We start from the raw sequence: 22,466 nt of genomic DNA, 5'->3' as shown, positions 1-22,466 counted from the left end.
CGAAGGCTCTCCCTAGGGCCTGGATTCCACGATCAGCGCCATGCGCACAAGATGTGACAGGCTGCCCGCGCCCATCTTGCTCATGACATTGGCGCGATGAATTTCGACCGTGCGCGGACTGATGCCAAGGTCATAGGCGATCGTCTTGTTCGGCAGACCCGACACAAGCCCGTCCAGCACCTGCCGCTCGCGCTCTGACAAGGTCGACAGACGCCCGCGGATTTCCGCGGACTGCGGATGCGCTGTATGGGCCCGGTTGCGGTTGGCCAGCGCGGAGCGGATCGCTTCGATGAGCATCTCGTCATCGAACGGCTTTTCAATGAAATCGGCTGCTCCCTCCTTCATTGCCTGAACAGCGAGCGCCACATCGGCATGGCCCGTCATGACAATAACCGGAATTGTATGCCCTCCCGCTCTGAGCTGGCGCAGGAACTCGATGCCGTCTATGCCCGGCATTCGCACGTCGGTGACAATGCAGCCGTCGAGGTTGTCCGTCGCCGTCGAGAGAAAAGCTGTGGCCGATTCGTGCAGGCGCACAGCGAAGTCTGCGGTCGCCAGAAGAAAACCGAGCGACTTGCGAACATCAGCGTCGTCGTCGACCACGTGCACCAGATCATTATCTGCCATTGGAGACCTCTTCTTTCCCGACGATGCGCAAGGTGAACCGAAAGGCGGTCCCCCCAGCCGGCACTGCCTCGGCCCATATGTGGCCGCCGTGCGATTCAACGATGGTGCGGCAAATGGAAAGGCCGACACCCATGCCTTGCTTCTTGGTGGTTACAAATGGCTGGAAAAGTTGTGCCGAAACTTCCGACGCAAGGCCTGGGCCAGTATCGATCACGCTCACCTCGGCCATCCCGTCATCCCGGGCAACGGTTGTGACCTTCAATTCTCGGCGCGGCGCGCCCTGCATGGCCTCCAACGCGTTGCGCATCAGGTTGAGCAGAACCTGCTGAATTTGGATGCGGTCGGTCAAGACCAGTTCTGCGGCAGGGTCGAGCTTGTAGCTGACGAGGAGATTCATCTCCCTTGCGCCAACCAGGGCTAAGGACGAGGCTTCCTCGATCAGAGCCGGCAGCCGTTCGACCTGGCGCTCGCTTTCGCCCCTTGCCACAAAATCCCTGAGATGACGGATCACGTCTCCTGCCCGCAGGGCCTGCTCGGCCGCCTTTTCCACGGCATCCCGCAGCATGGGCGCGTTCTCTTCCTGGCTCTTTTCGAGCAGCCGATGACTGCCTTTGAGGTAGTTCGTGATAGCCGTCAGTGGCTGGTTGATCTCATGAGCAAGCGTCGAAGCCATTTCGCCGAGTGCTGTAAACCGCGCCATGTGCAGCAGCTCCTGCTGCTGCTCCTGGATTCTTGCTTCTGCCCGGTGGCGTTCGGTGAGGTCGCGGCAGAAGCCGGTAAAGAAGCGTCCGGTTCCCGGATGCATCTCGCCGACGGAAAGCTCCATCGGGAAAGTCGTGCCATCCTTGCGCGCGCCGGTAACGGTGCGGCCGAGCCCGATGATCCGGCGCTCCCCCGTCGTCAGGTAGCGAAGCAGATAGGCATCATGCTCGTCGCGGTAGGGCGAGGGCATCAGCATTTTCACGTTTTGACCAATGACTTCGCTTGACTGATAGCCGAACAGCGTTTCGGCAGCGGTGCTGAAGGATTGAATCCCACCCTGTTCGTCGATGACGACCATCGCGTCCGGCACTGTTGCCAGGATCGATCGCAAATGGTCCTCACGCAGCCGAAGTGCTGCGTTTGCAAAGGACAGGTCGCTGACATCCGTGCCTTCAATGAAGATCGCGGTGATACGGCCATCGTCGGCCTTGACCGGCTGATAGACGAAATCAAGGATGCGCTCCTCGACCGGCCCGTCGGCTTTATTGCGAAGGCCAACCTTCACCCCGTGGCCGATGTAGGGCTCGCCGGTCGTGTACACATGGTCCAGATGGTCGAAAAACTCATTCCCTTCGAGCTCGGGAAAGGCGTCCCGTACTGACTTTCCAATCACTTGCCTGTGGCCGATCAATCGCTGGTAGGCGGCATTGGTCAGCTCGAAAACGTGACCTGGCTCGCGCAGGAGCGCTATAAAGCCCGGAGCCTGCTCGAACATTTGGGACAAGACTGATTTCAGCGTTGTCCCGCCGGCCGACAGAACAAGCGCTTCGTCTTGTCTCACTTGAGGTTCCTGGGTTCGCAACAACGGCTACCTATCACTTCTCGCCGCACACGCAAAACGGATCGAGGCCGACGGCCCCGCATAAACTGGAGCCTGCGAGTGATTTGACCCGCATCAAGGCATCGGGCGCCGGCGGATGCAATTCATCACGCGTTCGACCATTTCAGCGAAAGGCACCCGCAATGTCCTACAAGTCAATCATCGTGAACCTCGCCATCGATGCGACTCCTGCTCCCATTGTGCGGGTGGGGATCGAACTTGCCGAACGATTTGGAGCCCATCTTATCGGCTTGGCTGCTGCTGATGTCCCGCCGCTGGTCGCGACAGGCGACGGCATGGTCTACGAAGGTGAGGTCATGCAGATCCAAAGAACGGAAATCGAAAAGCGGCTTGCCGAACTGCGTGAAGTGTTCGAGAGGCTGGTGCCAGCTTCGATTACAAGCGAATGGGGACAAGCCGTCTGCAGTCCGACCCGGTTCCTCAGCGTTTCGGCCAGAGCGGCCGACCTCATCGTCACCGGCGGCGGGGATGGAGACAACGTCTTTCGCGCTGCGGATATAGGGAGCCTTGCACTCGGTGCCGGGCGGCCAGTCCTGGTCACCGCAGGCAATGTCGAACACATCCTTGCGAAAACCGTCCTGGTTGCCTGGAAGGACACCAGGGAGGCGAGACGCGCGGTGGCAGATGCGCTGCCCTTTTTGGCCAAGGCCAACGAAGTTGTCGTCGCCACGATAGACACCAACCGCGACGAAAGCATTCGTGACAGTCTCGACGACGTCGCAGTCTTTCTTGAACACCATGGCATCAAGGCGCGAACCGAGCTCATCACCGGCGAGGCTGACGGCGACCGGTTGCTGACATTCGCACGCTCGATCCATGCGGACCTGGTCGTCTCGGGCGCCTATGGCCATAGCCGCTTGCGGGAATGGGCGTTTGGCGGCGTTACCCGCACGCTGATCGAAGAGAGCGGCATCAACCGCTTCATGTCATATTGATGATAAGCGAAGCTGACCAGCAATCCATCCCGCCAGACGGCGCTGCCTATTGGTCGATCGAGACGAACGACCTCCTGCGACGCCTGGAGACGTCGGCCTCGGGGCTTGCTGCCGCCGAGGCCGCATCAAGGCTCGCAAAACTCGGCCGAAACACACCGGCGTCGAAGTCGAGCGAGTCGGCCCTGGTGGTGTTCGCTCGTCAGTTCCGAAGCCCGCTGGTCCTGATCCTCATTTTCGCGGCCAGCGTATCGGCCTTCGTGGGAGAGGGCCAGGAGGCTGCGATCATCGGCGCGATCGTGCTGGCAAGCTGCGTCCTGAGCTTCACCCAGGAATATGGCGCCTCGCGTGCGACAGAAGCGCTGAAACAGCGCATTTCGCGCAAGGCTATTGTGCTGCGCGATGGCTTCGAGTGCTCCGTTGTCGCCGAAGACATCGTGCCGGGCGACATGATCCGGCTGTCGGCCGGAAACCTCATCCCCGCGGACGGTATCATTCTGGACGCACGCGACTTCAATGTCAGCGAGGCCGTGCTGACCGGCGAAACCTTTCCCGTGGTCAAGGAACCAGGCCGGACGCCGGCGGAGGCTTCCCTCGCACAGCGCAGCAACGCGGTCTTCACGGGCACATCGGTCCGCAGCGGCACCGCAACCGTGCTTGCCGCAGCGACCGGCTCCAACACGGAATTCGCATCGATCGCCGCGGCCTTGGAGCGAAAAATCCCCGAAACGGGGTTTGCCCGGGGGATAAGACAGTTCGGCTATCTGATGACCGAAATCATGCTGGCGATTGTCATCCTGGTGTTCTTCGCCAATCTGATGCTGCATCGACCGCTGATTGAATCGCTACTGTTTTCGCTGGCACTCGCGGTTGGCTTAACGCCGGAACTCCTTCCGGCCATCATCAGTGTGACGCTGGCTCGAGGCGCTCGCGCGATGGCAGCCAATGGCGTCATCGTGCGCCGTCTCGATGCCATTGAAAATCTGGGCAGCATGGACCTGCTGTGCACCGACAAGACCGGCACGCTGACGGAAGGCGTCATCCACCTTGATGGATGGCTCGATGTCGATGGCAACCCGTCAACCGACATCCTGCTTTGGGCACGTCTCAACGCGACCATGCAGACCGGACTGAAGAACCCGCTGGACGAAGCGATCGGCGCTGCGCCAGGCGAGGGCGCATCGTTGGCTGCCTTCACGAAGGTCGATGAGATTCCTTACGATTTTATCCGTAAGCGGCTATCCGTAGTTGTGCGGACCAAGGACGCCGAAGACCTTCTGATTACCAAAGGCGCCGTACAAAATGTCCTCGAAATCTGCGGCTTCGTCCGAACGGCCAAGGGGTTGGAACCCCTCGATGAGACGCACCGTGTTGCAATCGACGAGAAATTCCGGCGCTGGAGCGCGGACGGCTACCGCGTTCTGGGCCTGGCAATCCGTCGGTTTGAGCGCCGGAAAGCGTTCAGCAGGAAAGACGAGATCGATCTCGCCTTCGCGGGCTTCCTGCTTTTCCTCGATCCGCCAAAGCAAGGCGTCAAGGAGACGCTTGCCGAACTCGCCCACCGCGGCATCGCGGTGAAGGTCATTTCGGGCGACAACCGTTACGTTGCCGCGCATCTCGCCCAGGCGGTCGGCCTGCGCGCCGACAGGATCATGACCGGCGAGGAGCTTTCGAAATTGACGAAGAGCGCGCTCTTTGCGGGCGTGCAGCACACCGATCTCTTCGTCGAGATCGACCCTAACCAGAAGGAGCGCATCGTTCAGGCCTTGCGGAGCAGGGGCCATATCGTAGGTTATCTTGGTGACGGCATCAATGATGCGCCCGCCCTTCATGAGGCAGACATTGGCATCTCCGTCGACTCCGCTGTCGATGTCGCGCGCGAAGCCGCCGACATCATCCTTCTCAAACAGGATCTGGGCGTGCTGGTGCGCGGCGTCGACGATGGTCGCAAGACCTTCGCGAACACGATGAAGTACATTTCCATCACCACCAGCGCCAACTTTGGCAACATGATCAGCATGGCCGTCGCCTCACTGTTCCTGCCTTTCCTGCCGCTGCTGGCAACGCAGATTCTGCTCAACAACCTGCTCTCCAGCATCCCCTCACTCGCGATCGCTACGGACAATGTCGATGCCGAGCAGATGCGCCGGCCCCGCCGCTGGGATATCGGGTTCGTGCGGCGATTCATGATCAGTTTTGGATTGGTCAGTTCCCTATTCGATTTCGCGACTTTTGCCTTCCTGTTACTTGTTGCCAACGCAGCACCCGCAACCTTCCAGACCGCTTGGTTCGTCGAGTCACTGATGACCCAGCTGGCGATCGTGCTCATCGTCCGCACGCACAAGGCGCTCTGGGCGAGCCGTCCAAGCCCATTGCTTGTCTGGCTTACGCTTGCTGTGGCGATTGTCGCGATCGTCTTGCCCTATGTCCCCGTTGCGGGATGGTTCGGTTTCGTGCCGCTGCCATTTCCCGTACTTGCCGGACTCGTCGCGATCACCGGGCTTTACCTTGTCGTTTCGGAAGCAACCAAACGCTGGTTCTTCTCGCATGACAGCCGCTTCTTGCGCCGGCACGGGGCAGGTCAGGGCGTCGACGGGAAGACCATGGCGCGTTCAGCCTTGGCGAAATGAATATGCTGCCCGAGGGTGGTTTATGGCGATGATCAAAAGGAGTGCGGGCATCCTGCCTTACCGCAGATCGACGAACGGCCTGCAGGTGCTGCTTGTCCATCCAGGCGGCCCGTTCTGGCAAAGCCGCGATCTTGGCGCCTGGTCGATTGCCAAGGGTGAATATGACCATAGCGAGCTGCCGGAAGCAGCGGCACGGCGCGAGTTCACGGAAGAGACGGGCTGGGAGCCAAAGGGGGCCCTGCTCAATCTGGGTGAGTTGCGCCAGCGAAAAGGCAAACTCATCACGGCGTTCGCGCTCGAAGGCGATTTCGATACCGCGATGTTGCACAGCAACCTGTTTGAGATGGAATGGCCACGACGCAGCGGCCGGATACAATCGTTTGCCGAGGTCGACCGTGGTGAATGGCTGGATTTAGCACTGGCAAGGGACAAGCTGGTTGTCGGTCAACGGCCTTTTCTCGACCGCCTCGTCGCTTCGGTTTAGCGCTCTCTAGGGCTTGTCAGCTGATCGCCCGTTGATCGAGATCAACGCCGCCTGCCGCCAACATGCCAATGATGGCCAGTAGGCAGGAGTGATCAGCATGACCTTTCTCGATTACCTGATTTCAGTTGATGCCAGAACCGCCTTGATGGACCGCATGAATGCGGAAGCTGGGCGTCGACAGACAATTGAAATCGGTGCCGGACCATGTGGCCGTCACCAACCGGGCGGTGGACCGCTGCCGTTCCTGCGGGCACCAGGATGAATGCTCGACCAGGCTCGACGAACATCAGCAAGCCGATGTTCCACCAGATTACTGCCGCAACCGCGACCTGATCGCACGACTGCAGCATGCGGCCGGCCAACGGTAGTGTATCAAGCAATCAGCCTCGACGATGTCGTGCCGTCCGTGTTCTGACGAGAGTCAGCGCAAACCGAGTTTTTGCAGTTGATAGATTTGCATTCCACGGGACCAGGCACCTTGGACACTCTATTTTTTCTGGAAGCATTTCTGCTCTTTGTGGCGCCAGGGCCAACCAACGCTCTTTTGCTGGCGGGGTCGGTTAAGCGAGAGAATGCGATCAAGCTTTTGGCCGCTCAGGCATGCGGATACGGATCGCATCCGCATGCTGGTTTTCACTGCGTCCCTTTGTGTCGCCCAATACCATTCAAATACTCAGGCTGGTTGCAGCCGGATGGCTCGTAATTCTTGGCCTGCGTCTGTCAGCGAGCGCCCGCATCAACGTTTCCAAAAACGGCGACGCCATTTCTGTTGCGGCGACCAGCGCCCTAAACCCGAAGGCCTTTATTTATTGCCTGGCTATCGTGCCGATGCAGATTGAACCGAGAGCGCTGGGAATTTTCTGGATTGCGCTCCTGGTGACCACAGCTGCCACAGGATCGTTGTGGCTTTTGCTAGGCAGGCGCCTTAGCGGAGGCAAAAGGATGGCAGAAAGAATTGTGGGCGCGGCGCTTATTGCCTTTGCCCTGTTGCTCCTTCGACCATTGATACCCCTGGTCGCGACCTAAGCGCGGCGAAGCCGCGGGCGAGGACTGGCACTCACCGAGGCAATGGTGCCTAGCTGTGGATCATCTGGCGATGAATGCCCTGGCGCAGGAGTTTAATGACGCGACTTTTCTTGACTCCGCTACGAAACAAGGACTGTTCCCCGTCAGCACCTGTGTCCCAGATTTGAGGTTGTGAATTAAGGAGGGTTTTGATCTCGTCGTCACGACGAAGGAACCAAGATGAGCCCTAAATCCTCAAGTGCCAAGAAGCCTGCCGAGCAGGTGGTAAAGGACATTCGCCGGGCGACCCGGCGGCATTTTTCAGCGGAAGACAAGATCCGGATCGTGCTGGACGGGCTGCGCGGCGAAGACAGCATCGCCGAGCTGTGCCGCAAGGAAGGGATCGCGCAGAGCCTGTATTACACCTGGTCCAAGGAGTTCATGGAGGCCGGCAAGCGCCGATTGGCGGGTGATACCGCTCGTGCTGCCACCAGCGACGAGGTCAAGGATTTGCGCCGGGAGGCCGGCGCGCTGAAGGAATGCGTCGCTGATCTGACACTGGAAAACCGTCTGCTCAAAAAAAGCATGATCGCGGATGGGGACGAGCAAGAATGAGATATCCCGCATCCGAAAAGCTCGAGATCATCAGGATCGTCGAGCAGTCACACCTGCCAACCCGCAAAACGCTGGACCGACTGGGCATCCCGCGCCGGACCTTCTATCGCTGGTATGACCGTTATGTCGAGGGCGGGCCTGAGGCGCTGCAGGATCGGCCCTCGGCGCCGAGCCGGGTGTGGAACCGCATCCCGCCTGCCATCCATGACCAGATCATCGAACTGGCGCTGGAGCAGTCCGAGCTCTCCCCGCGCGCGAACTGGCAGTACGGTTCACCGACGAGACGCGCTACTTCGTGTCAGAAGCCAGCGTTTACCGGCTCCTCAAGGCCTACGATCTGATCACCAGCCCGGCCTATGTGGTGATCAAGGCGGCGAACGAGTTCCACACCAAGACGACGCGACCCAACGAGATGTGGCAGACGGACTTCACCTACTTCAAGATCATCGGCTGGGGCTGGATGTACCTGTCGACCGTGCTCGACGATTACTCCCGCTACATCATCGCCTGGAAACTGTGCAGCACCATGCGGGCCGAGGACGTCACCGACACGCTGGACATGGCACTTACTGCCTCAGGGTGCGACCAGGCCCATGTGCACCACAAGCCTCGGCTGCTCAGCGATAATGGCCCCAGCTACATCGCCGGCGAACTGGCGGACTATATCCAGGACCAACGCATGAGCCATGTCCGGGGCGCTCCAATGCATCCCCAGACCCAAGGCAAGATCGAGCGCTGGCACCAGACCCTCAAAAACCGAATCCTCTTGGAGAACTACTTTCTGCCCGGCGACCTTGAGGCCCAGATCGCAGCCTTCGTCGAACATTACAACCATCGACGCTACCACGAGAGCCTGGCCAACGTAACGCCAGCCGACGCCTACTTCGGCAGGGCCGCAGCCATTATCAAACAGCGAGAAAGGATCAAACGCCAAACCATCCAACATCGGCGCTTGCAGCACCGCAAGATCGCCGCTTAACATCAACCCCAAGATGAGGCCGACACTCCGCTAATCTGCGATCCAATCTGAGCCAAATGATCTGACGACGGACAACAAGGACGACCGACACGGGATCGGCGCAAAAGAGATCATCCTTGACAGCCTTGACGCCGGCGACGTTTTCGGCGGCGACAATGGCTGCCTGGCGCTCGCGTTCGTCGAAGATGGCGCCGCTGAGTTTCACCTCGCCCTTGTCCACCATTACGTTGATCAAATCGTTGCCAGCCATTTCTGCTTCGCAAGCTCGGTAGCGATGTTGTGGCGGATCTGTTCGTCATCGATGACCGTAGAGGCGTCATCCGGAAGGACGCCGAGCAATGCCCGCAGAAGATCAGAGCGGGTGATGATGCCGACGACTTTCCCGCCGTCGGTGACCGGAATGCGTTTGACATGGCGACGCGTCATGAGCTCGACGACTTTCGCGAGCGATGCCGCGGGGGATGCCGTGACGACATCTTGCGACATAACCTCCTCAACCCGTCGGCCATTGGCGCGGACATATTCGTCGGCGGCCTTTCCGGGGCTGAGAAACTCCAGCCAACGCGAGCGCTTGCGCTCCGTGCCCAGTTCTCCTCGTTGCAGGAAATCGCCCTCGCTGACGATACCCACCAGCGTGCCGTCCGAGCGAATGACGGGGAGGCCGCTGATCTTCTTGGACAGCATCAGCGCGGCCGCCTCGGCGATCGATGCGGACGGGTCTATGCCGACGACTGGCTTGCTCATGATGGCTTCGGCTTGCATGTTCGCTCTCCGGAGTTTCTCCAACCTCCGGCTTCTTAGATTTTACATGCACCAGGCGCTTGATCTGAATCATTTTTCCATCGAGGCACTTGGTGCAAAGTTAGAGCCATCAATAACGGGGGCGTACCGGTCAACCAACGATCGCGGTCTTGGCGACGTTCACGCCAAGTTCGTAGACAAGCAGCCCACCATAGTAGGCCGTCGCGGTGACCAGAAATGCTCCGCAAACTTCGATCAGAGGAATGGCGATCGTTACAACCCGCATGTCACGGTTTCGCATCCAAAGCGCGAGCCGCACAAGTCCCCAGATCAGGAAGGCAAAGGCAGTGATACCTCCCAGGCTTTCGTGGATCTCCGCGATATCGCTGCTGAAGCCGGCAGCTTCGGCATGATCCAGGGCCAGACCTCCAAAGAACCAGGTCCCCATGGCGAACACTCCGGCAGCCAGGGCCACAAAAGTAGAGATCGTACCGGCGCCCGATTTTCTGGTGACGGCACTGCCGCCAACCAGCGCCACGAGGTCGATAGCCACGAGCATGTAGATCAGAACAATAGGAAAATGAACAAGAAGGGGGTGGATGTGCTGAATGGGGATCACGAAAAACGCTCCAGAAATTGGTAGGGGATTTTGGATAATTGCCGGCCTTGCAGCGAGCCTTGGCTCACGGCATTAGCGAGCGTTACGTGCTGTGGCGGGCCACGCACCGCGAACGAGAGACCTAGTCGTTTTCGTCGACCTCATCGCCCTGCCGGTCGTCACACGCATCGTCATCACCCTTGATGGCTTTCGGGGTGGTCGCGTCCTGCATCGGGATGGCCTGCAGATCGATTGGGCCGGACGGGACAACCGACGATGGCGCTCCGCATGATCCTTCGTCCGATTCAGCCGCCGCCGGCAGGGCAAAGATCGTGAGGCCTGCAAGTGTTGCAAGTACAAACATGGAATTGCGCATGGTCTGGTATCCTTCTCGGCGCGGCCATGATTGGACGCGATGATACCTCGATATGGACCCTTTGCTTGCTGTGGGCTGAGGATGACTGACAGCAGATTGAAAGCTCCAACGTGCGACATGCCTTGCCGATGAAAAGACAATTGAAGCGTTTGGCGGTGCTGGGTCTCGCGGGACTTATCCTGGCCATGCCTCTCGCTGCCCGCGCCGACGAGGACGATGACGGCGACCATGACCGGGCGCGGGATCTCTACGAGCACGGCGAAATCAAAGGCCTAGCCAACATATTGGACATTGTCCGTGCCAAGGCTCCCGGCGATGTTGTTGCGGTCGATCTCATCCGCCAGGCCAACAGATGGGTCTACCGGTTTCAGGTCGTCGGTGCTGATGGCCGGCGAAAGACCATCGACGTCGACGCCGGCGCCGGTGCCATCATGCGCAACGGGGAGGGCGACTGATGAAGATCCTCCTGGCCGAGGACGAGCCCCGTATCGCGGCCGATATCGCTGCAGTCCTCAAGGCATCCGGAATGGCGGTTGACACGGTTCGCGATGGAGAGGCTGCCTGGTTCGCAGGCGATGTGGAGAACTATGATGCTGCGATCCTAGATCTCGGGTTGCCCAAGCTCGATGGTCTTACGATCTTGAAACGTTGGCGAGCCAACGCCCGCCGGTTCCCGGTTCTCATCTTGACCGCCAGGGGCATGTGGACAGAACGTGTCGAAGGCATCAATGCTGGCGCTGACGACTACCTCCCGAAACCTTTCGAAATGGAAGAACTGCTCGCCCGATTACGCGCAATCCTACGCCGCTCAACGGGGCAGGCAGCGCCAGTGCTCAAGTCGGGGCCACTCGTTCTGGACACACGCCAGATGCGAATTTCGCTGCGCGGCATTCCCGTTGCGCTTTCGCCGCTGGAATACCGGCTCCTGGCGTTTCTGATGCATCATGCCGGGCGGGTGGTGGCGCCGACCGAACTGGCCGAGCATCTTTACGATTCAGGCAACGACCGGGATCCCAATGCGGTCGAAGTGATCGTCGCGCGCTTGCGTCGCAAGCTTGGGAGTGACGTCATCGAAACGCGGCGCGGATTCGGGTACTTCGTCCCAGACGATTTCAGCTGATGGGCAACTCGATCCGCTTCAGGCTCTGGTTGGCGGCAACGATCTCGATCCTTGTTGCTCTTGCCATCGCCGGTGTCGGACTGCGCTATCTGTTCGAGCTGAACGTCGAGCGGCGCGTTGTCAGCGAGCTGACAGTCGACCTGAACGACCTTATCGGCGCGACCAGTTTCGCCGCCGATGGCCGTCTTTCGGTCCAGGCGGCTTTGACCGACCCACGTTTCTCCATTCCCTTTTCCGGCCACTACTGGCAGGTGCGGGATACTGGTTCCGGCAACCTTGTCCGCTCGCGTTCATTGTGGGACGCGACGCTTGCCTTGCCTGATCGCGCAACCAACGGCGAACTCAGGGAGATCAGGGAATTCAAGGGGCCACAAGGGGAGCTCACCATCGCCGTCGAGCGCACGATCATCGACGCCAGTGGCCGATCGTTTCGCGCCGTCGTGGCGGAAGACCATCAAACGGTGAAGGAATCCGTCGATGGGTATGTCCGCGACCTTGCGCCAGCCCTCATTCTGCTCGCCGTTGCTCTCATGGCGGCCTTCTTCATCCAGATCACTGTCGGTCTTGCGCCTCTGGAGACCTTGCGGGTCTCGGTCAGAAACGTGATCGCGCAGCGGACGGCGCGGCTCGACGTGGCGGCACCAAGCGAAGTTCAGCCGCTCGCGGACGAGATCAATCGTCTTCTCGATGCGCAGGAGAAGGCTCTTGCTCGGGCCCGTTCGCGCGCCACCGATCTTGCGCATGGCCTCAAGACGCCACTGCAAGTCCTGTCGGCCGACATCCGCGCGTTGCGGAAAAAAGGCGAAACGGAGCTGGCCGATGAGATCGAGAAGAGCGCCGCTGCGATCCGCCGCCATGTCGAGCGGGAGCTCGCGCGCGCCCGCCTCGCGCCCGGCGTCTCCGGCAAGGCATCCTGCCTTGTGTCGGACGTCGCCGCCGGCGTCATTGCCGTCGTCAAGCGGACGCCAAGCGGCAAGCAGCTTTCGTTCGAGATGGACGTTGCGGAAGATGCGACGGCGCCAATCGACGAAGGCGATCTGTCCGAGATCCTCGGCAATCTGGTCGAGAACGCCGCCCGTTACGCAAAATCGTCAGTCCGTGTCGGCGCATCCGCCGCCGCAGGCGAGGTGGTTGTTACCGTCGCCGATGATGGCCCAGGTGTACCGGATGCCGATCGGGAATCCGCGCTGTCACGTGGTGTCCAGCTCGACAGCAAGGGCGGCAGCAGCGGTCTTGGCCTGGCCATCGTTTCCGACATCGTCGAAGCCTATGGCGGACGTCTGAGTATGACCAATGCCGACCCGGGCCTGGTCGTGACCATTTCCTTGCCGAGACACAGTTGAGCGTGCTTCAGGCAAAGCCCGGGAAATAGTCGACTTTTATCCTCGAACGACGAACGCCCATGGCCAGCAGCTTCTGGCGCAGCGCCTTGACCATCGCCTGCGGGCCGGAAATGTAGAAAGTGCGCTCAAGGTAGTCGGGTATGGACAGACGTATAAGGCGCTCGTCGATGTATCCGGGATACTGCCCGCGCTCGCCCCCTTGCGCCACAGCGTGGACCGTCTTGATACCAAGTTCCTCCTTGGCCGCGCCAAGCACGTCGCGATAAGCGATGTCCTGCTGTCCCTCGGTTCCGTAGAGGATGACGATCGGTCGCCGCTCCTTGCGGTCGAGGAGATATTGCAGCATCGAGCGGAATGGCGTGATGCCGATACCTCCGGCCAGGAAAGCGATCTTGGTTTCACGCCTGGCGGGCAGTGTGAAATTGCCGGCCAGCTGCGCGGCGTGGATCGTGCTGCCTGGCTTCATGGTCATCAATTCGCGCTTGAAGGCGCTTGATTGCGGATAGAATTTGACCCCGAGGCGGACCGTTTCCTCCGTGGGCGCCGACGCAACCGTGAAATAGCGGCGGTTGCCGCGATTGTCGGCACGATCGAGGCCAAGCGTCCATTCGAGATACTGGCCGGCCTCAAAGGCGAGCTTGCGCGGCGACCGGAAGACGAAGTCAAAGCTGTCGACGGCCGATTGCTCAATGCGTTCAAGAGTCAGCACGAAGCGTCCCTTGGGGCCTGCCGCATAGGCAAACAGGTTGCCGGCAAGCAGCGCCAGTTCCGGCGTGAAATAAAACGAGCCGATATGGATGTTGGGAGCAAACAGAAAGCCGACGATGGCGGCAAAGGCGATACGCGGCCAACGCATCGTCGGCGCGGTCAGCGGCTCGGTCAGCATCACAAAGGCAAAGAACAGCAGCGGTGACGAACCTAGGGTCTCAGCAAGCGCGGTCCAGTATTGCGAGGGGTCCGTGGTTGCCAGAATGGTCGCCAGCGCCACGACAACGAAGGTCGAGACAAGATCAAGCCGGCGCAGTTTCCGGACAATGAGCATGCCGCCGACGAGCACGAGTGGAAGCAACGGCAGACTGCCACCAACCCACCAGGTGGCTGGTTGGTCGAGCAGCAGCGCGGACAGCGCCACGCCCAGCGCAGCCGGATTGAAAAGGTGCTTCCGGCCGATGGCGAGAATGAATTTGGATGAAATCGCCCAGACAGCCGCGAATGCCACCGCCGCGATCCCCTTGATGTCCGTGACCGCAACCGGATCGAGGATAAGCGCCAGGATGAGCGCGGTGATGTAGACGGACTCGTTGTTGGCCGGGACTGCAAAGATCCGCGCAAAGACCTTGTTGGTAATCCAGCAGGCCGCCAACGCCAAAGCCGTCGTGAAGGCAAGTGCAAGCGGGTCATGTGGCACCAGCTTGACGAAGCCGAGAACGAACGCCGCGCTGACCAGCGCCATCAGATAGTAAAGGACCAACCTGTACATCGTCAGGTGATCGAGGAATCGGTCGATGGTCTTGATCATGGCAGGCAAAGGGCTCCGAACCCGGTTGTCGGCGTAGCGCGGCCATTGGCGTCGACGAGATATCCCTCCAGGCCAAGCGTCTGCTCGATGAAGAGAATGCCGTCCCGCCCCATGGCGAAGGCCGCGGTAGCGAAACGATCGGCTTCGAGCACATCGGTGCCGATGACGGTCAGGCTGACGATGTCCTGGATCGAACTGCCAATCCCATGCGGATTGTAGATGTGTTGACCGCGGACATAGGTGCCGGAGGTTGCGACGCCGCGACCGCGGGGATAGACGATCTTTACGATCTCGTCCGCGTTGAAGGGATTGCGGATGCCGACACTCCAGTCACGGCCCGATGCATTCTTGCCGCAGGACTGGATATCGCCGCCCGCCTCGATGAAGAAATCGCTGATGCCGGCCCGTTGAACAATCCCGGCCGCATTGCGAATGGCCCAGCCCTTGACGATTCCGGAAGGATCGAGCGAACCGTCGGGCTTGCGAATATCGAAGTATCCGTCCGTCTCGTTTTTCGTCTGTTTGGCGATGGCCAGCACTTCCATCATCTCGCCGCTCCAGTCGACGACCGGAACGTCACCGCGGTTGATGGCCGCGATCTCGCTGTCGGCCCGGTATGTGCTGAAGCGCCTGTCGATATGCTCGAAATAGCTGAAGACCGTGTCGATCAACTCAGCGTTCGACGCGCCCCCGATGTCGACCGAAATGGGCATGCCCATCAAAATTCGCGTTTCGCGCATGGAACTACGACGACGCTTTCTTCAGCGCGCCGCGCAGCGACTGGATGAAAGCCCTGCTGGTCAGCGTCGCGCCCGAAATAATGTCGACATTGGCGCTTTGGGCGCTGATCGCTTCGTCGCGCAGCATGGGCAGCGCCTGCCTGTTGATGTTGACGGAGGTGCGGCGATCGGAGGGATATTTCAGCACTTTCAGCGCCGTAAGCTGCCCACCCTGTACGAGGGCCTGAATCTGGATGATGCCGTAGTAGGCATCGGCCGTTGGACCGGTGTAGACGCCATCGGCATAGCCCTGTGCGGAGAGCTTCATGCCCACCCGGACGACACGTGCTGGCGCATCCCGATATGCCGGCCTCGGCTGCGGGACCGGTATGTAGACAGCTGGAGTCACTGCGAATGAAGGCGTTGATGACACAGGATCGGCGCCAGCCGGCGCCAGTAGGTGCTGCAGTGGTGCTGGCGATGGTTGTGGCGCCACCGGAACCGCCGTCTGCGTGGCTGGATCATTTGCCCGTTTGGCAGCGATTGCTATGCCCGCCGTCGTTTCCCTGGCAATCGGGAGCCTTGTCGTGAACTGGGGTGTGAAGGGCCCCGAAAAGGTCCGAGACATCGGCGCGGCTGAGGCGGGCACCTCTATCGCGTCGGCCGGCAACCCCGAACCAAGCACATCGTCGGCAGCGTGTTTGCCGGCCTGATCCCAGACATAGGCGCCGGAGGCGGCGACCACGAAAAGCGACAGCGCAATCTGTTTCATCGGAATTCTGTTTCCACATTGAACCTTGCAGTGGCGATCCATTCGGCTCGCTTCAGATGCAGTATCCCACGACCAAGCTGACAACTGGCTGTCAGCTCGGATCCAGTTGCGGGGGGCCGTGAAAGCTCAATGGGGTGGCAAATTGACTTGTCCTGGATCAAGATTATCGCATAAGCGGCAAGGTAGGAAGGTTCTGTTCAAGCGAGGTAGCTGCCGATGAGTGTTGCCAACGAGCCGGCCGGATACACCGGGACCCAGATACTGCTGCATTGGACTATCGCGGTGCTGATCGTCCTGCAGCTTGTGATAGGTGAGGACATCAAACCGGCTTACCGCGCGTTCTCGCGCGGTACCGAACCGGCAGCCGGTGACGTCTTCAACGCGAACATTCACGTCTATGTCGGTTTGGCTGTTCTGGCGCTGGCGATCTGGCGGATTGCAGCCCGTCTACGGGACGGTGTACCGGCGCCGCCGCCCGAAGAAAGCGTCCTGCTGAAGCGAATTGGCGCTGCCGCCCACTTCCTGCTCTATCTTTTCATTTTCGGGATGCCGATCACCGGCGCGCTGGCATGGTACTTCAGCTTTCGGGCGATGGGTGACATTCACGACCTCGCCAAGCCGGTGATCATCGTTGTCGTCGGCCTCCATGCGGCAGGGGCCTTGTGGCAGCATTTCATTGTAAAATCGGACGTGCTCGCCAGAATGCTGCGCCCTGCTGGACGTCGCGCGCGGTGATGTCATGAGCCGCCTCCACAGCGAAAACCATCTTGTATCCCGCGTCGGCTGGTTGCGCGCCGCCGTGCTTGGCGCCAATGACGGCATTGTCTCGACGGCCAGCCTGATCGTTGGCGTGGCGGCAGCCAATGCAGCGACCTCCAACGTCCTGGTGGCTGGCGTCGCCGGACTGGTCGCCGGCGCGATGTCGATGGCGGCCGGTGAATATGTCTCGGTCAGTTCGCAGTCCGACACCGAGCAAGCCGACCTTGCACGTGAGAAAGGGGAACTGGCCACGCAGCCAGATTTCGAGCGACAGGAACTTGCGGAGATCTATGTCAAACGTGGCGTGGAGCCAACGCTGGCCTTGCTGGTCGCCGACCAATTGATGGCGAAGGACGCGCTTGGCGCCCACGCTCGTGACGAACTCGGTATTTCGGAGGTGACGACGGCGAGACCAATCCAGGCCGCGCTGACCTCTGCGGCTGCATTTTCGGTTGGCGCAGCCATGCCTTTGGCGATGGTGTTTGTTTCGCCGGCCACCTGGCTTGCCGCAACGGTGTCTTTTGCCTCACTCCTGTTCCTGGCGGTTCTGGGCGCCATTGGGGCCAAAGCCGGCGGCGCCAATGTGTTGAGGGCAACTGTTCGAGTCACCTTCTGGGGGGCGCTGGCAATGGCGCTGACCGCCGGTATTGGTGCCGTCGTTGGTACTGCCATCTGACGGTCTTGCGACCTTGATCCCGGCCCGTACCATGGGCGCTTGTCCCACCCCCGACAGGATCAACGCCAGTTCTGTGAAGTTGCGAAAGCGCAACGAAGGCGGCGCGAGCGGTATATATCACGAGGCTTCGCAAATCGCGGAGACTGCATCTTGAAGGAACTCAGTTCGATCGGTCCCGATATGGTTGTCGACGAGATCATGAGAAAATGGCCGGCAACGGTGGCAGTGGTGCTGAGCTATAGGATGCTTTGCGTCGGCTGCCCGATCGGCACTTTCCATACGGTGGCCGAAGCATGCCGCGAGCATCGGATCGACGAAACCCTCTTCATTTTGGACCTAGAATCGGCTGTTCGAGGAGAACGGTGAGGATCACTTCTTGCTCCGGTTCTCGGCCAGAACCACCAGGCGATGCGCATCCTTCACGGTGACTTTCTGGCGTCCGCTGACGATGATTCCATCGTCTTCCCACTTGCTGAGCAGGCGGCTGACGGTGTGCAGCGTCGTTCCCGTCATCTCGGCAATGTCCTGCCTCGAAATCGGGAAGTCGATTTCGATGCCACTGTCGGTTTTTCTGCCGGTCTGATTTGCCAACCGCAACAAGGCATGCGCAACGCGCTGCTCCACCTGCTCCGTGGACATCTCCACCACCCGCGTCTATAGCGTAGCGGGCTGAAATCGGCGGGATCGAGCCGATGCAAATTGGAAGACCGTCGCCAGGAGGCGACCAGCGCGGACTTCGCCGCCGCGTCCGAAGCGACCGCGGCCTGAATGCGGCCGGCATGATGACCGGATAGATCCTCGCCCATGCTTCCTCCCAATCCCAGTCTTGCCGTTCGATTCCCTAACCATGTCTGCTTCAGGACTATGCCGTTCCTGGCGTATCGTCCCGGTCAATGAGAATTCGCTCCGCGGCCCCGTCAAGATCCTCATATTGACCGCTTCGCAATGCCCACAGGAAGCCGAACAGCCCAAGCGCGCCGAGGAAAAGCGCCACGGGTATGAGGTAGACGAGCGTGCTCATGAGGATCGTGCCAGTGCGCGGATGCTGGAGCGCTTGTCAGGAACAGCGCTTTTTGCTGGGGCGCGCGGCCCAGATCCTTGCAGCCGCAGCGCGTTTCCGATGACCAGCAGCGAAGAAGCGGACATGTCCGACATACAGAGACGTGCAAAGCAGCGCGTTGCCGCCGAAGGCAAAGACCACGCCTGACGTGTGCAGCGGCCGCAAACGGCCGAAATTGAACCAGGGCTGGATGTTGAGATCGGGGTAGGCGAGTTGCAGCGCTATGATCACGCCGACCAGCATGCCGACGACACCCCAGAACATCGTGGCGATGGCGCCGTAACGGACTGGCCCATCCATGTAAGCGGATGCGTCGATGGGAGCGGCAGCTTCGAAGCTAGTGTTGCGGATGAGCACGGCGACAAAACCGAGCAGTACGAAAAATAGCACCCACATATGCTGCCGAAAAGGCTCATCCACACCGACGCCGGCGGCCACCAGCGCCGTGAATGCGAACAGGCCCAAAGCGACAATTTCTGTGCCGAACTTCATGAGATGTCCCCGACCTTAAATTCCGATGCGCGGACGCCGATCCGCAGCAGCACCGATTCAGCAGCCGCCTCGCCACTGCCTTGATCCATGTCAAAGCCACGTGCTTTTGGATTGGGCAGCTTCGATCTCGGAAACGTCGGGAGGTTGTCATTGCGCAGGGAGAAGGAGCGGGGATCGTCGCCGTTCGAAGCAGGCCGTGAAAATTCGACATTAGCTGGCCGATCAGGCAGAGCGGCGGCCCAAGGCGCCGTTATGAAGCGCGCGCATAGGCAAAAACTGCAGCTCTGTGATGCCCTGGAAAAAATCGCCGATGCCTTGCCGGGCGTCGATCGCCTTCATTGCCTTGGTACAGCCAACGCGATCGTCCCGCTGTTGCGCAACATCCATCAATACGAAGAGACGATCATCTTTCCCGCCTATGAGGCGGCTTTAGCCGGCGTGAATGTCAACCTTGCCTCAACCCGGCGATTGCGCGCCGAACACGTCGAAGACGAATGCTTTGCCGGCGAGGTCACTGAAATTCTGCTGGCGATTGGCCAAAGCGAGACAGTCAAGAATGCCGAAGCCGTCGGCTTCATGCTGCGTGGCTTCTTCGAAAGCGTGCGTCGGCATATCGCGTTTGAGCGCGAGCACGTCTTGCCGATGATCGGGATCGTCGATTGGTCCTAGGCGCCAGATCGTCGCTGTAGCCGGGTCAAGCTGTCGACCGTGATATGCCGGTTGTTCTCGATCCGTATCACGCCGTCTGTTCGCAGCCTGGTCAACTGACGGCTAACCGTTTCGATCGTCAGGCCAAGGAAATCGGCGATGTCGGAGCGCGTCAGCGGCAGGTCGAAGGTCGCCGACCTGATAGCCGGATCAACCGTAGGATCGATGTTTCTGGCGATCATCAGCAGAAAGCTCGCCACTTTTTCTGATGCCGTCTTGCGTCCCAGCGTCACCATCCAGTCGCGTGCTTCGTCGAGTTCGTTCAGTGTTTGCTTGAGCAGACGATGCTCGAGTTCCGGCGATGCCTTCATCATCCGTTCGATGGTTGCTTTTGGAAACGAGCACAAGGAAACGGCGGTTGCGGCTTCCGCGTTGATCGCGCTTTCCACCTTGAAAGGCCTTCCCAGAAAATCGGGGGCGAATTGCAGGCCGACAATCTGCTGGCGGCCGTCCGAAAGGCTCTTTGTCAGCTTCACCACGCCTGAAAGCACATTCGAATAGCTCTCGACGGTCTCGGCGTCGCCGATCAGTTCGATCCCGGGCTCAATCCTGTTCTTCGATGAGACCTTGGCGAGTCCGACCAGTTGGTCGGGATCGAGCGCGCCGCAGACGCCGCGATGCCGTGCCTCGCAAGACTGGCAAAGCACTGGAATGCTGGCGCTATGAACGTCCTGCCGCACTGTCATCATGATCGTCCCAAGGATCCAAAGCGCGGGCAAGATAGCATAGGCCGCCGAAAAATCCTTGCGGCAGTTTGTCCCCAGCACAGGTCTTTGACCGAAATCAAGGCTTTAGCAAACCGATCCGACCAAGGTCCCAGCCATGCAAACACAGTGGACAGCGACATGCGACCGGAATTAGCTGCCAGGCTTGGCGAGAACGTCCCACGCTACACCAGCTATCCGACGGCACCGCATTTCCATTCGGGCATCGATGCAACCATTTATCGTGGCTGGCTGGAGACGCTCGAACGCGGTGCCGAGGTCTCGCTCTATCTGCACGTCCCCTATTGCGACAGGCTCTGTTGGTTCTGTGCATGCCATACCAAGCAGACACGCCACTATAAGCCGGTGACCGAATATCTGCGCTCTATGCATGCGGAGATCGCGACCGTTGCCCGTATTGTGAGGGGCAAAGCCGTCGTCCGTGCAATTCACTTCGGCGGCGGTTCCCCAACGATGTTGAGGCCCGAGGACATGGTGACGCTGGGAACGGTCTTGCGGGACAGCTTCGATTTTCTTGCGAACCCCAAGATCAGCGTCGAGATCGATCCCAACGATATGGACCAGGCACGCCTCGACGCGCTCGCCGAAATCGGCATGACGCGAGCGAGCCTTGGAGTGCAGGATTTCGATCCGAAAGTCCAGAAGGCAATCAACCGCGAGCAAAGCTTTTTGCAGACCAAGGCGGTTGTCGATGGGGTTCGTTCGCGCGGTGTAGAATCGGTCAATCTGGACCTGCTCTACGGCCTTCCGCATCAGACCAGGGAGAGCGTCTGTTCTACCGTGGCCCAGGCGCTAACCCTGGAACCGGACAGGATGGCGCTATTCGGCTACGCGCATGTGCCCTGGTTCAAGAAGCATCAAACGATGATCGATGAGGCGTGGCTGCCGGATTCGGCAGAACGGTTCGCCCAATCGCAAATTGCCGCCTGTCTGATGCTGAACGCGGGATACGAAGCCATCGGCTTCGATCACTTCGCCAAGCCGGGCGATGCGCTGGCTAAGGCGGCGCGCGCAGGGACCTTGCATCGCAATTTCCAGGGCTATACCGAGGATCGCTGCGAAACGCTGATCGGGCTCGGTCCATCGTCCATCGGCCGCTTTCGCCAGGGCTACACGCAGAACATGCCTTCGACCGCTGAATACGGGCGCATGGTCGCCGATGGCGGGCTGGCCGTTGTCCGTGGTATCGCGTTTTCAAAAGATGACCGTGTTCGCGGCTGGATCATTGAGCGGCTGATGTGTGACTTCGCCTTCTCGGCGATCGACCTGGTGGAGCGTTTTGGCGAAGCCGGCCAAAGACTTCTCCTCAAGGCACGTTCCATGGCCCTTCATGATCCCGCCAGGTTGCTGGAACTCGATGGCGACAGCTTCGTCGTGCCGGCGGAAAGTCGCGCTTTCGTCAGAAGCATCGCGGCGGAGTTCGACAGATATCTCGAAACTGGCAAAGCCAGGCATTCGGTGGCGGTCTGAGCATCAGGCCGGTCAGAAATGCTCGCCGGCCTTGAAAGGACCAATGCGAGTGCCCGCCGCGATCAGATAGGCGGTCGACCAGCCGATGAGCAGAAATCCGTTGACGCCTTCGAGCGCCGCCAGTAGGCGCCATGCATGAGCGGGCACAATGTCGCCGTAGCCGACCGTCGAAAAGTACAGGGCGGTTTCGAAGTCGGCGAAGACATCAAGCAGCCAATATAGTCCTGCCCAGAGCCAGACCTCGGCAGTCATGACGGCGAAGAGCCCCATCATCGCGACGGTGCGGCTGCGCCGTCCATGCATGCGAAACTGGGCGACAAGGTATCCCATCGCATGCGTAACGGCGATCAGACCAAAAGTATGGACCAGGACCGTCAGGCTTATGACGATGGTGCCGATGAGCAGATTGAGAATCATGCGCGGAGCGTACGGGTACTGTTCCAGATCATTGCTGAGGGGTGGCCACGCGCGTTAGATAGGATGTGCTTGTCGCCGCGGGCGCGGGAGACAGCC

At 60.1% G+C, this 22,466-nt stretch carries 23 protein-coding genes and 5 pseudogenes; 14 read left to right on the top strand and 14 right to left on the bottom strand.

Going from position 1 to position 22,466, the window contains the following annotated elements; translation table 11 throughout:
- Positions 1 to 12: 12 nt before the first annotated feature.
- Together fixJ and LGH82_RS04770 are read right to left on the bottom strand one after the other, a co-directional pair.
- Entirely contained in the window at positions 13 to 627 is a 615-nt protein-coding gene (gene fixJ / locus LGH82_RS04775; protein WP_227347501.1) for a response regulator FixJ, read from the bottom strand.
- Positions 617 to 2,170, bottom strand: a complete 1,554-nt coding sequence (locus tag LGH82_RS04770) for a PAS domain S-box protein (RefSeq protein WP_227347500.1) — start codon at positions 2,168 to 2,170, stop codon at positions 617 to 619. Before LGH82_RS04770 ends, fixJ begins: the two co-directional genes overlap by 11 nt.
- 182 nt (positions 2,171 to 2,352) lie before the next feature.
- Here LGH82_RS04770 and LGH82_RS04765 point away from each other — a divergent pair, with 182 nt between their 5' ends.
- The 6 genes and pseudogenes from LGH82_RS04765 (at position 2,353) to LGH82_RS04740 (ending at position 8,875) form a co-directional block, all read left to right on the top strand.
- Positions 2,353 to 3,165, top strand: coding sequence for a universal stress protein (locus LGH82_RS04765; protein ID WP_227349481.1), 813 nt, complete (start codon positions 2,353 to 2,355; stop codon positions 3,163 to 3,165).
- Positions 3,165 to 5,792, top strand: coding sequence for a magnesium-translocating P-type ATPase (gene mgtA, locus LGH82_RS04760; protein WP_227347499.1), 2,628 nt, complete (start codon positions 3,165 to 3,167; stop codon positions 5,790 to 5,792). Before LGH82_RS04765 ends, mgtA begins: the two co-directional genes overlap by 1 nt.
- A gap of 28 nt (positions 5,793 to 5,820) precedes the next feature.
- The gene (locus LGH82_RS04755; RefSeq protein ID WP_227349480.1) at positions 5,821 to 6,276 is read left to right on the top strand and encodes an NUDIX domain-containing protein; all 456 of its coding nucleotides are present in this window, start codon (positions 5,821 to 5,823) and stop codon (positions 6,274 to 6,276) included.
- Positions 6,277 to 6,434: 158 nt separating this feature from the next.
- On the top strand, positions 6,435 to 6,644 hold the full coding sequence (locus LGH82_RS04750) for a DUF6455 family protein (RefSeq protein WP_227347498.1): 210 nt from the start codon (positions 6,435 to 6,437) through the stop codon (positions 6,642 to 6,644).
- A gap of 232 nt (positions 6,645 to 6,876) precedes the next feature.
- Positions 6,877 to 7,302, top strand: a complete 426-nt coding sequence (locus LGH82_RS04745) for a hypothetical protein (protein WP_227347497.1) — start codon at positions 6,877 to 6,879, stop codon at positions 7,300 to 7,302.
- Positions 7,303 to 7,521: 219 nt separating this feature from the next.
- Positions 7,522 to 8,875, top strand: a pseudogene (locus LGH82_RS04740) (IS3 family transposase).
- 73 nt (positions 8,876 to 8,948) lie between these two features.
- Here the strand turns inward: LGH82_RS04740 and LGH82_RS04735 are convergent.
- From LGH82_RS04735 to LGH82_RS04725, 3 genes and pseudogenes are all read right to left on the bottom strand, one after another.
- Positions 8,949 to 9,637, bottom strand: a pseudogene (locus LGH82_RS04735) (CBS domain-containing protein); the annotation flags it as partial.
- 130 nt (positions 9,638 to 9,767) lie between these two features.
- Positions 9,768 to 10,235 (bottom strand): DUF2231 domain-containing protein, encoded by a 468-nt coding sequence (locus LGH82_RS04730; protein ID WP_227347496.1) that lies wholly within the window; start codon positions 10,233 to 10,235, stop codon positions 9,768 to 9,770.
- 121 nt (positions 10,236 to 10,356) lie between these two features.
- Positions 10,357 to 10,590, bottom strand: coding sequence for a hypothetical protein (locus LGH82_RS04725; protein WP_227347495.1), 234 nt, complete (start codon positions 10,588 to 10,590; stop codon positions 10,357 to 10,359).
- Between the two features lie 140 nt (positions 10,591 to 10,730).
- Here LGH82_RS04725 and LGH82_RS04720 point away from each other — a divergent pair, with 140 nt between their 5' ends.
- Genes LGH82_RS04720 through LGH82_RS04710 form a run of 3 tightly spaced genes read left to right on the top strand, consistent with a single transcriptional unit; the run spans position 10,731 to position 13,053 of the window.
- Positions 10,731 to 11,045 carry a PepSY domain-containing protein gene (locus LGH82_RS04720; protein ID WP_227347494.1) on the top strand — a complete coding sequence of 105 codons (315 nt, stop codon included), beginning with the start codon at positions 10,731 to 10,733 and terminating at the stop codon, positions 11,043 to 11,045.
- Positions 11,045 to 11,710 carry a response regulator transcription factor gene (locus tag LGH82_RS04715; RefSeq protein WP_227347493.1) on the top strand — a complete coding sequence of 222 codons (666 nt, stop codon included), beginning with the start codon at positions 11,045 to 11,047 and terminating at the stop codon, positions 11,708 to 11,710. The genes LGH82_RS04720 and LGH82_RS04715 overlap by 1 nt, the downstream gene beginning before the upstream one ends.
- Positions 11,710 to 13,053, top strand: coding sequence for a sensor histidine kinase (locus tag LGH82_RS04710; RefSeq protein ID WP_227347492.1), 1,344 nt, complete (start codon positions 11,710 to 11,712; stop codon positions 13,051 to 13,053). The genes LGH82_RS04715 and LGH82_RS04710 overlap by 1 nt, the downstream gene beginning before the upstream one ends.
- 7 nt (positions 13,054 to 13,060) lie before the next feature.
- Here the strand turns inward: LGH82_RS04710 and LGH82_RS04705 are convergent, their stop codons facing one another.
- The 3 genes from LGH82_RS04705 to LGH82_RS04695 are packed head-to-tail and all read right to left on the bottom strand — an operon-like array spanning position 13,061 to position 16,063.
- Positions 13,061 to 14,572, bottom strand: a complete 1,512-nt coding sequence (locus LGH82_RS04705) for an FAD-dependent oxidoreductase (RefSeq protein WP_227347491.1) — start codon at positions 14,570 to 14,572, stop codon at positions 13,061 to 13,063.
- On the bottom strand, positions 14,569 to 15,291 hold the full coding sequence (locus tag LGH82_RS04700) for an FAD:protein FMN transferase (RefSeq protein ID WP_227347490.1): 723 nt from the start codon (positions 15,289 to 15,291) through the stop codon (positions 14,569 to 14,571). Before LGH82_RS04700 ends, LGH82_RS04705 begins: the two co-directional genes overlap by 4 nt.
- A 25-nt stretch (positions 15,292 to 15,316) precedes the next feature.
- Positions 15,317 to 16,063, bottom strand: a complete 747-nt coding sequence (locus LGH82_RS04695; protein WP_227347489.1) for an FMN-binding protein — start codon at positions 16,061 to 16,063, stop codon at positions 15,317 to 15,319.
- A gap of 216 nt (positions 16,064 to 16,279) precedes the next feature.
- On the opposite strand from LGH82_RS04695, the gene LGH82_RS04690 reads away from it, so the two are divergent.
- The 3 genes from LGH82_RS04690 to LGH82_RS04680 all read left to right on the top strand — a co-directional run bounded on the left by LGH82_RS04690 (position 16,280) and on the right by LGH82_RS04680 (position 17,864).
- On the top strand, positions 16,280 to 16,798 hold the full coding sequence (locus tag LGH82_RS04690; RefSeq protein ID WP_227347488.1) for a cytochrome b: 519 nt from the start codon (positions 16,280 to 16,282) through the stop codon (positions 16,796 to 16,798).
- A 4-nt stretch (positions 16,799 to 16,802) separates the two neighbouring features.
- Positions 16,803 to 17,498: a VIT family protein gene (locus LGH82_RS04685; protein WP_227347487.1), complete on the top strand. Its 696-nt coding sequence runs from the start codon at positions 16,803 to 16,805 to the stop codon at positions 17,496 to 17,498.
- A gap of 150 nt (positions 17,499 to 17,648) precedes the next feature.
- A complete protein-coding gene (locus LGH82_RS04680) occupies positions 17,649 to 17,864 on the top strand; it encodes a DUF1858 domain-containing protein (protein WP_227347486.1) in 216 nt (71 codons plus the stop codon).
- A gap of 3 nt (positions 17,865 to 17,867) precedes the next feature.
- Here the strand turns inward: LGH82_RS04680 and LGH82_RS04675 are convergent.
- From LGH82_RS04675 to LGH82_RS04660, 4 genes and pseudogenes are all read right to left on the bottom strand, one after another.
- Positions 17,868 to 18,152 (bottom strand): annotated as a pseudogene (locus tag LGH82_RS04675) (Crp/Fnr family transcriptional regulator); the annotation flags it as partial.
- A gap of 5 nt (positions 18,153 to 18,157) precedes the next feature.
- Positions 18,158 to 18,304 (bottom strand): annotated as a pseudogene (locus LGH82_RS04670) (sigma-54-dependent Fis family transcriptional regulator); the annotation flags it as partial.
- A 56-nt stretch (positions 18,305 to 18,360) separates the two neighbouring features.
- Positions 18,361 to 18,519, bottom strand: a complete 159-nt coding sequence (gene ccoS / locus LGH82_RS04665) for a cbb3-type cytochrome oxidase assembly protein CcoS (protein WP_227347485.1) — start codon at positions 18,517 to 18,519, stop codon at positions 18,361 to 18,363.
- Positions 18,520 to 18,648: 129 nt separating this feature from the next.
- A pseudogene (locus LGH82_RS04660) lies at positions 18,649 to 19,050 on the bottom strand (cbb3-type cytochrome c oxidase subunit I); the annotation flags it as partial.
- 252 nt (positions 19,051 to 19,302) lie between these two features.
- On the opposite strand from LGH82_RS04660, the gene LGH82_RS04655 reads away from it, so the two are divergent.
- Complete coding sequence (locus LGH82_RS04655) at positions 19,303 to 19,719, top strand: hemerythrin domain-containing protein (RefSeq protein ID WP_227349479.1); 417 nt, start codon at positions 19,303 to 19,305, stop codon at positions 19,717 to 19,719.
- On the opposite strand, the gene LGH82_RS04650 is transcribed toward LGH82_RS04655, so the two are convergent.
- On the bottom strand, positions 19,716 to 20,444 hold the full coding sequence (locus tag LGH82_RS04650) for a Crp/Fnr family transcriptional regulator (RefSeq protein WP_319799943.1): 729 nt from the start codon (positions 20,442 to 20,444) through the stop codon (positions 19,716 to 19,718). The two genes, LGH82_RS04655 and LGH82_RS04650, sit on opposite strands and share 4 nt — an antisense overlap.
- 159 nt (positions 20,445 to 20,603) lie before the next feature.
- Between LGH82_RS04650 and hemN the strand changes: the two genes are divergently transcribed.
- Positions 20,604 to 21,953 carry an oxygen-independent coproporphyrinogen III oxidase gene (gene hemN / locus LGH82_RS04645; protein ID WP_227349478.1) on the top strand — a complete coding sequence of 450 codons (1,350 nt, stop codon included), beginning with the start codon at positions 20,604 to 20,606 and terminating at the stop codon, positions 21,951 to 21,953.
- 12 nt (positions 21,954 to 21,965) lie between these two features.
- Here hemN and LGH82_RS04640 read toward each other — a convergent pair whose 3' ends face one another.
- Entirely contained in the window at positions 21,966 to 22,370 is a 405-nt protein-coding gene (locus tag LGH82_RS04640; RefSeq protein WP_227347483.1) for an ion channel, read from the bottom strand.
- Between the last annotated feature and the right edge of the window lie 96 nt (positions 22,371 to 22,466).

Source organism: Mesorhizobium sp. PAMC28654, from assembly GCF_020616515.1.
GTDB lineage: Bacteria > Pseudomonadota > Alphaproteobacteria > Rhizobiales > Rhizobiaceae > Mesorhizobium.
The sequence above is the reverse complement of the archived record's forward strand: the minus strand, read 5'-3'. Positions and strand labels throughout refer to the sequence as shown.

Coding starts and splice junctions, on each gene's coding strand:
- fixJ (WP_227347501.1), bottom strand. CDS start 627: ATGGCAGATAATGATCTGGTGCACGTGGTCGACGACGACGCTGATGTT.
- LGH82_RS04765 (WP_227349481.1), top strand. CDS start 2,353: ATGTCCTACAAGTCAATCATCGTGAACCTCGCCATCGATGCGACTCCT.
- mgtA (WP_227347499.1), top strand. CDS start 3,165: ATGATAAGCGAAGCTGACCAGCAATCCATCCCGCCAGACGGCGCTGCC.
- LGH82_RS04755 (WP_227349480.1), top strand. CDS start 5,821: ATGATCAAAAGGAGTGCGGGCATCCTGCCTTACCGCAGATCGACGAAC.
- LGH82_RS04750 (WP_227347498.1), top strand. CDS start 6,435: ATGCGGAAGCTGGGCGTCGACAGACAATTGAAATCGGTGCCGGACCAT.
- LGH82_RS04745 (WP_227347497.1), top strand. CDS start 6,877: ATGCGGATACGGATCGCATCCGCATGCTGGTTTTCACTGCGTCCCTTT.
- LGH82_RS04725 (WP_227347495.1), bottom strand. CDS start 10,590: ATGCGCAATTCCATGTTTGTACTTGCAACACTTGCAGGCCTCACGATC.
- LGH82_RS04715 (WP_227347493.1), top strand. CDS start 11,045: ATGAAGATCCTCCTGGCCGAGGACGAGCCCCGTATCGCGGCCGATATC.
- LGH82_RS04710 (WP_227347492.1), top strand. CDS start 11,710: ATGGGCAACTCGATCCGCTTCAGGCTCTGGTTGGCGGCAACGATCTCG.
- LGH82_RS04705 (WP_227347491.1), bottom strand. CDS start 14,572: ATGATCAAGACCATCGACCGATTCCTCGATCACCTGACGATGTACAGG.
- LGH82_RS04700 (WP_227347490.1), bottom strand. CDS start 15,291: ATGGGCATGCCCATTTCGGTCGACATCGGGGGCGCGTCGAACGCTGAG.
- LGH82_RS04695 (WP_227347489.1), bottom strand. CDS start 16,063: ATGAAACAGATTGCGCTGTCGCTTTTCGTGGTCGCCGCCTCCGGCGCC.
- LGH82_RS04690 (WP_227347488.1), top strand. CDS start 16,280: ATGAGTGTTGCCAACGAGCCGGCCGGATACACCGGGACCCAGATACTG.
- LGH82_RS04685 (WP_227347487.1), top strand. CDS start 16,803: ATGAGCCGCCTCCACAGCGAAAACCATCTTGTATCCCGCGTCGGCTGG.
- ccoS (WP_227347485.1), bottom strand. CDS start 18,519: ATGAGCACGCTCGTCTACCTCATACCCGTGGCGCTTTTCCTCGGCGCG.
- LGH82_RS04655 (WP_227349479.1), top strand. CDS start 19,303: ATGAAGCGCGCGCATAGGCAAAAACTGCAGCTCTGTGATGCCCTGGAA.
- LGH82_RS04650 (WP_319799943.1), bottom strand. CDS start 20,444: ATGACAGTGCGGCAGGACGTTCATAGCGCCAGCATTCCAGTGCTTTGC.
- hemN (WP_227349478.1), top strand. CDS start 20,604: ATGCGACCGGAATTAGCTGCCAGGCTTGGCGAGAACGTCCCACGCTAC.
- LGH82_RS04640 (WP_227347483.1), bottom strand. CDS start 22,370: ATGATTCTCAATCTGCTCATCGGCACCATCGTCATAAGCCTGACGGTC.